Source organism: Vibrio sp. 1641 (assembly GCF_033339995.1).
Taxonomy (GTDB): domain Bacteria; phylum Pseudomonadota; class Gammaproteobacteria; order Enterobacterales; family Vibrionaceae; genus Vibrio; species Vibrio alginolyticus.
On the sequence record NZ_JAWOVP010000182.1, the window covers coordinates 1 to 318 of the forward strand.

Sequence of the window (318 nt, forward strand, 5' to 3'; positions counted from 1 at the left end):
TTTTAATAAACCCGATGTGAAAGTGGCTGCGACGTTAGGTACGGTACAAGAAAAAATGGTGAAAGAGTTCTTTCCATCGGCGCAGCATATTGTGATTGAAGCCCCCGCGCGTGATTTCCAAGAGCTGTTGGCTCGCAGAGCGGACGTGTCTGTGACTTCCAATGTGGAAGCGGCGACGCTGGTGGACAAGTTCAAACAGTTGGCGATTGTGCCTGTGAAAGCACCTCGCAGACCGACTCCAATCGCCATGTTGTTACCACAAGACGACCAAGTCTGGATTAACTACATCAATCACTGGGTGGAGTTGAAAAAAACACA

Annotated in this window: 1 pseudogene; it reads left to right on the top strand. The window is 49.1% G+C overall.

The features are described 5' to 3' along the window. Positions 1-318, top strand: a pseudogene (locus R7Z47_RS24930) (transporter substrate-binding domain-containing protein); the annotation flags it as partial.